General features: G+C 26.4%; 4 protein-coding genes. All 4 read left to right on the top strand.

What is annotated here, in order from left to right:
• The coding region (locus tag ACKVOV_RS11505; RefSeq protein WP_409206899.1) for a restriction endonuclease subunit S at positions 1-1264 on the top strand (1264 nt) is incomplete at its 5' end.
• Positions 1257-2333 (top strand): DUF2971 domain-containing protein, encoded by a 1077-nt coding sequence (locus ACKVOV_RS11500; protein ID WP_409206898.1) that lies wholly within the window; start codon positions 1257-1259, stop codon positions 2331-2333. The genes ACKVOV_RS11505 and ACKVOV_RS11500, both read left to right, overlap by 8 nt.
• 133 nt (positions 2334-2466) lie before the next feature.
• Positions 2467-5481 carry an RNA-directed DNA polymerase gene (locus ACKVOV_RS11495; RefSeq protein ID WP_409206897.1) on the top strand — a complete coding sequence of 1005 codons (3015 nt, stop codon included), beginning with the start codon at positions 2467-2469 and terminating at the stop codon, positions 5479-5481.
• 49 nt (positions 5482-5530) lie between these two features.
• Positions 5531-6028 (top strand): hypothetical protein, encoded by a 498-nt coding sequence (locus ACKVOV_RS11490; RefSeq protein WP_409206896.1) that lies wholly within the window; start codon positions 5531-5533, stop codon positions 6026-6028.
• Positions 6029-6033: the final 5 nt, after the last annotated feature.

The following is a 6033-nucleotide window of genomic DNA, read 5'->3' as shown; positions in this document are numbered from 1 at the left end:
TTCATCAAAACCTGAACAAGCAGGACATGGTTCTCAATTTGTTTCTTTCAAAACAGTCTTTAATAACTATTTTTTGCCAGATGTTCTAACTGAGTTTATGGATATTTCCGAAAAAGAGAAAGAAATTTATTCTATAAAAAAAGGTGATATTTTTTTAACTAGAACTAGTGAAACATTAGATGAATTAGGTATGAGTTGTGTTGCTGTAAAAGATTATTCTGCATCCTCTTTTAGTGGCTTTTTAAAAAGATTGCGCCCTACTCAAGATGACATAACTTATGATAAGTTTATGGCATTTTATTTAAGAAGTGACTTGTTTAGAAAAACAATGACAAATAATTCTATAATGACTTTGAGAGCTAGTTTAAACGAGCAAATATTCTCTTATTTAGAATTAATTCTACCCGATTATAAGAATCAAAAAAAAGCAGGTGATTTTCTTTATTCTATTAATACCAAAATAGAAATAAATAATCGGATCAATACCGAGCTAGAAGCGATGGCAAAAACGTTTTATGACTATTGGTTTGTGCAGTTTGATTTTCCTGATGCGAATGGAAAACCATATAAAACTAATGGTGGTAAAATGGTTTGGAATAATGAGTTGAAGAGAGAGATTCCTGTGGGATGGGAAGTAAAAAAAACTGAGGAAATAGTTTATGATATAAAAACTGGTTTAAATCCAAGAGAGCACTTTAAATTAGGTGGTGGATTAAATTATTACATTACAATAAAAAACATAGAGTATGGTCGTATTTCTTTTGATAAAAGTTGTGACAGAATTGATGATGAAGCAATGGAGAGAATACAAAAAAGGTCTAATCTTGAAAAAGGAGATATTCTTTTTACAAGTATTGAACCTGTTGGGAAAACTTATTTACTATCAGAAAAACCAACAAATTGGAACATTAACGAATCGGTTTTTAGTTTTAAACCAAATTATGATTTAGTTAGCTCGGAATATCTTTTTATGTTGCTTAGTAGTAAGGTCTTTAATGATTTATGTAAAAATGCTTCAACTGGAAGTATTCATAAAGGAATTAGAATTACCCCAATGAAAGCTTTTAAAAACTGTTACCCCAATAACAAAATTTTAATCGATGAATTTACTAAAATTGTTTCTCCATATTTAAAACTGATTGATAAAAATCAAAAAGAAAACCAAGAACTAGTTTCACTTCGTGATTGGTTGTTGCCTATGTTGATGAATGGGCAGGTTAGTGTTGGGGATGTTGGGGATGCTAAAAAAAATAATTATGAGTAAGCAATTTTCATATAACAATTTTATATACGAAAAAGAAAGTAGTAGCGAAAAAGGTGGAGTAAAAATAATTAATGCCATACCTTATCCAGAAAAGTTACATAAATTTTACCCAATTAATAGTTTCAGTGTGGATGCTTTAGTGAATGGATATTTTTACGCTTCACATACTTTTGAATTAAATGATTATTTAGATTCAAGTCCTTTTTTATGGCATGCATTAAAACCACTTGATTTTGAATTTTATAAAGAATTTTTAGGTAAAGATGTGCCAAGAGATGAGCTGATAAAGTTTTATGAAGCTGATGCAAGTAATGTAAATTTATGTAAAGGATACATATCAAAATATTGGGAAATAATATCAAATATTTTTGGCATTATATCATTAACAGCAAATGAAAATAGTTTGTTAATGTGGCCTCATTATACTCAAGAAAAAGGGTTTCAAATAACATTTAATGCTTCTGAACTCGAAGTAAGTATAAATGATAAAATTGGTCAAGGTCAATGTTTTGGGGTTTTTCCGATGAATTATACAGAATTTTTAAACCCAATTGACATAAGTGAATTTGATTCTATGCACATCCCGTTTTTTTATGCAACAAATGTAAAATCAGATAAATGGAAATATGAGGATGAATGGCGCTTTCTGATTGGTAAGCCTATGATGGGAGTACCCAATAGTAAAATGGGATTAAATACAGAAATGGATTTTATTACATCACCTAAAAATAGATATACTTTTTATGATAATCGTCTAGTAGATCATATAACCTTGGGAATTAATTTTTTTACAGCACAAGATTTTAATTTGGAATGGTTAAATGAAAAACATTTTAAAGTTTCTCCTAAAAATTCCATAACCAATTGGAACTATAAAAGCTACAAGAAATTATTATTTTATATTCATGAGAATCTTAAGGATAAAATTTATCATTCTGGTACTAAATACGAGCTTGATAAAAAAAATAATCATTTTCTGATAAGAACAAAAGAGAGATTAGAAATTAAAAAAGTGGGTTGGGATACTTATATTTTTACTAGAACGGAAGATATTATTAAGATATTTTAAAATATAGAAAATGGAAAACAAGGGTGAAGGGTTTTTTTATTTATTGATAAATGGTCTATATAGTGTTTGGGATGTTTCAGAGAAGTTTGGGGTTGTAGCGAAAGGAAAGATTGAAAATGAAAAGTAAAATTTTATGGAAAGTTTAAGTAACAATAACATTATAGGTGGTTTTTCAAAAGAAGAAATATTATATACATATCGTAAAGTTAAAAGAGAACTTTACAATGAAAAAGAGCATGTTTTATTAGAAGATATTGTTCTGTTTGAAGAAAATCTATATGAAAATATAGATTATTTATTTGATATATTAAATGAAGAATCTGAGGAGTTAATAAATTTGTTTATAAACAATGTAGAAAATATTGGTAGCTCAAATTTTATTTTCAAAAAAGTCAATTTTAAACCAACAGGTAAATTTAAGATAAAGAAAACAATTGAAAATTTAAACAGGAAACTTTTTGAATTTGATTCAAAGGAAAATAAAAAACCAGATTCAAAAGAAAGTATAGAATTTAGATATATTAGTCATGTTTCTGTTTTTTTTCAAATAATTGGAGGTTTATGGATTAATAGAATAGGGTATAAATTAGATAAACATTTCCCAGATAATGTTTATGGGTGTAGATTAAAAAAGTTTGACGATGAGTTAATAGATTTACCGTACTACAAACAAAATCATTCACTTTATAAACCTTATTTTAATGATTACAGAAAATGGCAAAATGATTTATTTGATAAAATTGAATTTTTTGAAAATAAAGATATTGTTGTTATTACTTCAGATTTAAAAAAATACTATCATTTAATTGATATTTCTTATTTAAAAGATAAAGTTGAAAGTCTATTTAATCAACATATTATTGATTTAAGTAAGAAAGATAAGTTTTTAAACGATTTAGTATTTATAATGCTGAATAAGTTTAATGAAACTAATAATAAAGATTATAAGGATTTTTATGATAGTGAAAAAATTGACTACAAAAAATTCGGATTGCCTCTAACACTTAATGTTTCAAGGGTTTTAGCTAATATTTACTTATTAGATTTCGATAAGGATATCATTCAAAATGTAAGACCAATTTATTATGGGCGCTATGTTGACGATTTAATAATTGCTGTTGAATATAATAGTGATAAAGACAATTTAGAATTTGAAAAAGTATTAGGTAATTTAAAAGAGTTTGAAATAGAAGAAGACGGTAAATTAAAAAATTTAAAAAACCAAAGTTTTGAACTTTCATTTAATTCAGATAAAGAAAATATTTTCCTTTTCAATAATTGCAAAGATAAAGCCGAACTAAATCAGATTAGGAAATCAATCAACAGTAGTTCTAGTGAATGGAAGCTTTTACCTGACACATCGGAGTATGATGATGATAAAGATTTAGATTTATTTCAAAGTATAAACAAACAGTCAGAAGAAGTCAATAGTTTAAGAAAATCCGATGGTCTTATCTTGAAGCGAAATAAATTCATAAAAGAAATTTTAAGCTTTGAAAGTGATATTAAGAATTATGATAAAATAATTTGGGTAAGTAGACTCAATAATTTTCTAAATATTACCTATGATTTTATATACGATATTAATAATTTCATTGATTTAAACAAGTATGTTCCTAGGCTTTTTGGGTTAATTATACACTCAGGTAATGAAGAAATAATTAAAAAGTATTTTAATGAATTAGCTAATGTTTTTATTGTTTTAGGAAAACATACAGAAAAAGAAAATATTAATAAGTTTAATAAAGCAAAAGGTTTTATTTACAGAAAGATTTATGAGAATTTTATTTGTTCAAATAGTTTATTAAATATTAATTCCATCTATGCCTTAGATTTATTAAATACTGAAATTTTATATATTGGAAATTTTGAGGATAACGTAAAAAGATATTTCAATACAGATTTACACAACATTCCATTTAAAAACTGTTATTTTAAATATCAAGAATATTTTAAGTATATAACAAGTAATTTACATGAAGAGGATATTGAAGATTTAACAAATACTTTTTTTAATGAAGACTTGAAAGATTTTATAAGTTATAATATTCAATCTAGTAAATGTGCTTGTGAAGATCAAAATTGTGATAATTATTGTCATAAAATTTTTGAATCAACTGGTTTTTATTTTTTTACCAGAAGAATTTCATTGTTGGAATTGTCAGTTGCTTTTAAAAATAAAGTGATATCCGATTATGATGTTTTTTTAAAACTAGCAAAAAGATATTATCACAAGTTTGACGTAAATATTGTCCCAAAGGATAATAAATATGACTTTATACATTTTGTTGAATCTAAAAGTCAAAATAACCCAAAAGTTTGTAACACCCATTTTCTTACGAAAGATGAATCTTTTGATGCAATGGTACGTCAATTAACTGAACCTGATAAAAATAGGTTTGACAGGCTTAAACTAATTGTTAATAATTTAATACGTAATAGTAAGAGTATAGATTATGTAGTTTTCCATGAATTGTCACTTCCAAGACATTTGTATGTTCAAATTGCTGAAAAGCTAGGTTTTGTTGGAGTGAATTTAGTTGCAGGTCTTCAATACAAAATTAATCAAAATAAAAAAATAGTTGATAATCAGTTAGTATATGTATTGAAAACTGGCAACAAAAACGGAGGAAGTATTGCTTTATACCAATCAAAACCAATAGGAGCAGTTCATGAAAGTGCCGAGATTTTTAATAAGGCGAATTTTAAAATTGAAGGGCAATTTAATGACAAGTTAATTATAAAGCATAATAGTTTTGTTTTCAGTGGCTTAATATGCAATGATTTGTTGGATATTAACAACCGATGTAATTTAAGGGGAGAAATTGATGCTTTATTTGTGATTGCTTGGAATCAAGATTTAGAGACATATCAACACTTAGTGAAATCCGCTTCTTTAGATGTTCATTGTTTTGTTTCACTATGTAACAATAAGATTTTTGGAGATACAAGAATTCGTGCACCATACAAGGATGAATGGAAGCGAGATATGCAAAAAATTCACGGAGGAGAATTAGATAACTTTATGATTTCTGAATTACCTATTTATGAACTTAGAAACTATCAAACCAATAATGTTCCTCCAAACAAGCCTTTTAAACCTTTTCCAACGGGGTTTGAAATTTCAGATGAGAGAAAGTTTAAATAATTAATACCATTTCTTATTGAAAAAGTGTTAAAAAAACATCAAAGAAAATATGATAAGAATACCAGCCAACAGCAGTGAAATTAAATTGTATTGTTTTCTTGGAGAAGCTTTGTTAAAAATTCAAATGCTGGAACAAGCTTTGAGTTATTCGATTACTCTTAAAATGAATCCTGACGAAACAAAAGAACAAGCGGATGAATTTTTAAAAAAGCATCAGCGTTATACTTTGGGTATGGCAATTAAAACTGCTTTAGAAAAGAAACTTTTTAAAATGGGTATTCAAGAGGAATTAAATTCATTTTTAGAACAAAGAAATTGGTTAGTCCACAGTGTTATTATTGGAAATGAAGAAGATTTTAATGCGGGAAAAATAAAAGAAGAGTTATTTAATAAAATTAAATCTATTTCAGATAAAGCAGAAGTTATAAAACGTGATATTGAGTGTGATATGATAGATTTTTGTTCTTCTAAAGGAAAAGATATGTCAAAAATCAAAGAAGTGTTGTTATTACAAGATAAAGGAATAAGAGTATGCAAAGGTTTATAAACCTA

This window comes from Flavobacterium sp., from assembly GCF_046153165.1.
Taxonomy (GTDB): domain Bacteria; phylum Bacteroidota; class Bacteroidia; order Flavobacteriales; family Flavobacteriaceae; genus Flavobacterium.
This window is presented reverse-complemented; position numbering and strand designations above follow the sequence as displayed.